Genomic DNA, 4,806 nt, shown 5'->3' on the forward strand with positions numbered 1-4,806 from the left:
CTGGTCGGCGTCCAGGCCCTTCGCCTTCTCGAGGAACCGGGGGTTGGAGCCGGGCACGGCGAGGCAGGAGCGGCGCGGACGGAGCGTCTTGGGGTCGTCGGACATGCCCGTCACCCTAGGGCGGCCAAAATGTTAACGGCCAGTAACTATGACGCGCGCCACTCAGACGGCGTCGACCGCCACCTCGTCGACCGACGGCGGGCGGCGCGTGATGACCACGACCAGCCCGCCGAGGATCAGCAGCAGACCGAGCCAGACGCCGGCGGGCGGGGCCTGGCCGAGGAACGCGGCGGCGAGCAGCGCGGCGCCGGGCACCTCGAGCAGCAGCACCAGCGAGACCACCTGCGGGCTCATCACGGCGAGCAGGTGGTTGAAGACCGAGTGGCCGAGCAGCTGCGCGCACACCGTGACGGCGAGGATGCCCACCCACGTCGAGGCACCGAACGCCACCAGCTCGTCGCCCGCGAGGAGCGAGGCCACGAGCAGGAGCGCCGCGCAGACGCCGTAGCAGAGCAGCGTGTACACGGTCGTGCTGAGACGACGCCGCGCCCGCCCGCCGCTGATCGTGTAGACGGCGGCGAACAGGCCGCCGACGAGCGCGAGCAGGTCGCCGGTGAGCGCGCGGGCCGACAGCTGCAGGTCGACCCCCGAGATCACCAGGACGCCGAGGAACGAGACGCCGAGACCGACCAGCACGCCGCGCTGGACGGACGCGCCGCCCGTCACGCGCTCGACGAGGGCGACCCAGCCGACCTGGGTGCAGACCAGCGCGGTCGCGGCGGCGACGGACGTCAGCTTGAGCGCGGTGACCCAGGTGGCGAAGTGGCCGGCAAGCATCACGCCGGAGAACACGCACAGGCGCACGTCGGCACCGGTGAGCGCGCGGAGCTCGTGCCTGCGGGTGGTGGCCGCGACGGGGGCGAGGCCGCCGACGGCGAGGGCGTTGCGCCAGAAGGCGATGGCCAGCGCGGGCGCCTGCGTGCCGGCCATCAGCGGGCCGGAGGCCGAGACGCCGAGCACGCCGACGAGGGCCAGGAGCGCGTTCACCGCGACAGTCTGTCGCAGGGGCTCACCCCAGGAGCAGGCGGAGCCCGAGCAGCGCCATCGTCGCCGCGACGAGGCCGTCGAGGACGCGCCACGCGCCGGGGCGGCGGAGCACGGGGGCGACGAGCCGCGCGCCCAGTCCGAGCGCGACGAACCACAGCAGGCTCGCGACGACGGCGCCCGCGCCGAACCACCACCGCCCGTCGCCGCGCGTCGCCGACACCGAGCCCAGCAGCACCACGGTGTCGAGGTACACGTGCGGGTTGAGCCAGGTGAGCGCGAGCGCGGTGCCGACCGCGACACGCCGGGTGCCCGCACCCCCGGTGGTCGGCGTGAGCGCACCGGGACGCAGGGCCCGCCGCGCGGCGACGACCGCGTACCCCAGCAGGAACGCCGCTCCCCCGAACCGGGCGACGTCGAGCGCGACGGGGTGCGCGGTGACGAGCGACCCGAGGCCGGCGACGCCCGCCGTCACCAGCACCGCGTCGGACAGCGCGCACACCGCCACCACCGGCAGCACGTGCCGCCTCGTCAGACCCTGGCGCAGGACGAACGCGTTCTGCGCGCCGATCGCCACGATGAGCGCCAGCCCGGTCAGCAGCCCTGCTGCGAGGTCGTCCACGTCGTCGAACCTAGGGGTGGCCGCTGGTGAAGTACAGATCATGATCCTGCACATGCATTAACGTGGCTTCATGCACGTCGATCCGGCCCGCCTGGACGCCCTGGCCGCCGTCGTCCGCACGGGGACGTTCGACGCCGCCGCCCGCGAGCTGCACGTGACGCCGTCGGCGGTGAGCCAGCGCGTCAAGGCGCTCGAGGGCAGCGTCGGCCAGGTGCTCGTCAGCCGCGCCAAGCCGTGCACGCCGACCGCCGCCGGCGAGGCGCTCGTGCGGCTCGCGGGCCAGGTGGACCTGCTCAGCCGGGACGCCGTCGCCGCCCTCGCCGGCGACGCCGCCCGTCCGCAGGCGGTGACGGTGGTCGTCAACGCCGACTCGCTGTCCACCTGGTTCGTCGGCGCCCTGGCGATGCTGCGCGACTCGCCCACGCGGTTCTGGGTGGAGCAGGAGGACGAGGCGCACTCGGCCGCCCTGCTGCGCGACGGCACCGCGACCGCCGCCGTCACCTCGGACTCCCGGGCCGTGCAGGGCTGCCGGGTGGAGCCGCTCGGCGCGCTGCGCTACGTGGCGGTGGCCTCGCCGGACGTGGTGGCCTCGCACCTGCGCGGACGCCCGCTCGCCCGCGCCCTGCCGGTCGCGCCGCGCGTCGAGTTCAACGCCAAGGACTCCCTGCAGGAGCTGTTCCTGGACCGGCTCGGCGCCGACCCGGCCCGCGACCGCGGCCTGTGGCACCGCGTGCCGTCCTCGTCGGGGATCATCGACGCGATCCGCGCCGGCCTCGGCTGGGGCATGGCCCCGCAGGTGGCCGTCGCCGCCGACCTCGCCTCCGGCGGGCTCGTCCGCGTCGCCCCGCGCCACCGCCTCGACGTCCCGCTGTTCTGGCAGCACTGGCGCGTCCGCTCCCCCACCCTCGACGCCCTCACCCACGCCGTCCGCACCGCCGCCTCCACCTCCCTCGTCCCCCCACCCCCCTGACCCGCCACGCCGACGCGCCCCCTGACCGCCGAGTGGCGCAAATTCGGGGTCGACACGCCCGGCACGGCCCGAACTTGCGCCACTCGCGCACGGTTCTGCGCCACTCGGCGGGTGGAGGACGGCGGCGGACGCCCCGCTGTCCTCGTTGCCGGGTCGGCACCGACGCGGCGGGCTCGCCGGACGTCGACCACCTCGCGCGCCGCACCTCGCGCCACGCACCTCGTCGAGTGGCGCAGAACCCGACCCGAGTGGCGCAAGATCGGGCCGTCGACGGCGTGTCGACCCCGAACTTGCGCCACTCGGCGTGCGGGGGCGGGAGGGGCGGAGGGAGGGCTAGAGGACGGCGGCCTCGAGGTCGGAGAGGGAGTCCTCGAGGTGGCCGAGGAGGTGCTGGAGGTGGGGGACGCTCTGGCGGCAGCCGACGATGCCGAAGTCGAGGAACCCCGCCCGGCTGGTGAGGGTGATGTTGAGGGCCTGGCCGTCGAGGACGATCGACGCCGGGTAGACGCCGTCGAGGCGGGCGCCGTCGAAGTAGCGCGTCTCCTGCGGGCCGGGGACGTTGGAGATGATCAGGTTGAAAGGCGGCGGCGTCGAGCGGACGAAGCCGGGCACCGACGTGAGGCCCAGCGGCGCGATGACGAGCGCTGACAGCGCCAGGATCTGCAGGGGCGACAGGCCCGAGAGGTTCTGCTTGGCGTGCACCACCGACTCGTGGATGGTGGCGAGGCGCACCGCGGGGTCGGCCTGGTCGGTGGCCAGGCTGACGACGATCGCCCCCACCGCGTTGCCGCCCGCCTCGGCCTCGCCCTCGCGCAGCTTCAGCGACACCGGCACCATCGCGGTCAGCGGCGCGTCGGGAAGCGCCATCTGCTCCACCAGGTACTCGCGCAGCGCGCCTCCGCACATCGCGAGCACCACGTCGTTGAGCGTCACGCCCGACGCCGTCGCGACGGCGCGCACGCGCTCGATCGACCAGGACTGCGCGGCGAACCGGCGCGCGCCCCCGACCCGCTTGTTGAGGATCGTGCGGGGCGCGGCGAACGGCACCGCGAGGTCGCGCTCGCGGACGGCCTGGTTGGCGATCCTGGCCAGGGCCGGGGTGACGCCGGCGAACTGCCCGGCCAGCGACACGCCGCCACGGGCCGCCCCGAGCAGCGACCCGACGAGCCCCGCACCGTCGCCGCCCACCTCGACCTCGGTCTCGGGCGCCACCCGCGGACGGGGACGCCGCGGCGTCCACGGGGCGGGGCAGTCGCGGGCGTCGGGGTCGGTCGACAGCGACCGCTCCAGCGTGCGCAGCGCGGACACCCCGTCCATCACCGAGTGGTGGATCTTGGAGTAGATCGCGAACCGGCGGTCGTCGAGCCCCTCCACGAGGTGCATCTCCCACAGCGGCCGGTACCGGTCGAGCAGGCTGCTGTGCCAGCGCGACGTCAGCTGCAGCAGCTCGCGGATCCGTCCCGGGCCGGGGACGGCCGAGTGCCGCACGTGGTAGTCGAAGTCGACGGTCTCGTCCTCGGTCCACCACAGCGTGCCGAGCACGTCGACGGGCTTGGCCGGCCGCTTGCGGAACGCGACGTCGACGTCCTGCGACGCGGTGAGCCGGTCGAAGATCTGCCGGACGTACTCGGGGCCCGACCCCTCGGGCGGCACGAACAGCTGGAGGCCGCCCACGTGCATCGGGTGCTCGCGCGACTCGGCGAAGAGGTACATCGAGTCGGTCGGCGGCATGTAGGACAACGGGGCTCCCCAGCGAAGTAGGTGTGACGCAGGTAACGTAACCGGCTGTGACGTATCACGTAACCGCAACGTCACCTCTCCTGCTCGGGAGGTTCACATGAACCCACGCAAGGTCACCACCGCCATCATGCCCGTCGTGCGGGCAGGAGCCAGCTGGCAGTCCCAGGCGCTCGCCCTCGGGCTGCGCACCGCGGTCAAGCCGATGCTCCACGTCTGGAGCTACGTGCCCGGCCTCACCTGGCCGTCGCAGTCGCTCGACCTGCTGTCGCGCCACCTCCCCGTGCCCGAGGGCACGACGGTGCGCAGGCTCGCGCTGCCCGAGTGCCCGGCCGAGTGGGTCGAGCACGAGGACGCGGCGCCCGACCGCGCGATCCTCTACCTACACGGCGGCGCCTTCCTGTGCTGCGGCCTGAACTCCCACCGCCGCCTG

4 protein-coding genes and 1 pseudogene are annotated in these 4,806 nt (G+C 74.3%); 2 read left to right on the forward strand and 3 right to left on the reverse strand.

Going from position 1 to position 4,806, the window contains the following annotated elements; all coding sequences use genetic code 11:
- Positions 1 to 162: 162 nt before the first annotated feature.
- Both ACI6PP_RS22835 and ACI6PP_RS22840 read right to left on the reverse strand, forming a co-directional pair.
- Positions 163 to 1,047 (reverse strand): DMT family transporter, encoded by an 885-nt coding sequence (locus ACI6PP_RS22835; protein WP_421114037.1) that lies wholly within the window; start codon positions 1,045 to 1,047, stop codon positions 163 to 165.
- A 22-nt stretch (positions 1,048 to 1,069) separates the two neighbouring features.
- Positions 1,070 to 1,666, reverse strand: coding sequence for a LysE/ArgO family amino acid transporter (locus tag ACI6PP_RS22840; protein ID WP_421114039.1), 597 nt, complete (start codon positions 1,664 to 1,666; stop codon positions 1,070 to 1,072).
- 70 nt (positions 1,667 to 1,736) lie between these two features.
- Between ACI6PP_RS22840 and ACI6PP_RS22845 the strand changes: the two genes are divergently transcribed.
- Positions 1,737 to 2,636 carry a LysR family transcriptional regulator ArgP gene (locus ACI6PP_RS22845; protein WP_421114041.1) on the forward strand — a complete coding sequence of 300 codons (900 nt, stop codon included), beginning with the start codon at positions 1,737 to 1,739 and terminating at the stop codon, positions 2,634 to 2,636.
- Positions 2,637 to 2,969: 333 nt separating this feature from the next.
- Here the strand turns inward: ACI6PP_RS22845 and ACI6PP_RS22850 are convergent, their stop codons facing one another.
- A complete protein-coding gene (locus ACI6PP_RS22850; RefSeq protein ID WP_421114043.1) occupies positions 2,970 to 4,367 on the reverse strand; it encodes a WS/DGAT/MGAT family O-acyltransferase in 1,398 nt (465 codons plus the stop codon).
- Between the two features lie 106 nt (positions 4,368 to 4,473).
- Between ACI6PP_RS22850 and ACI6PP_RS22855 the strand changes: the two are divergent.
- A pseudogene (locus tag ACI6PP_RS22855) lies at positions 4,474 to 4,806 on the forward strand (esterase); the annotation flags it as partial.

Source organism: Solicola agrisoli (assembly GCF_049059935.1).
Taxonomy (GTDB): Bacteria; Actinomycetota; Actinomycetes; order Propionibacteriales; family Nocardioidaceae; genus JAURVT01.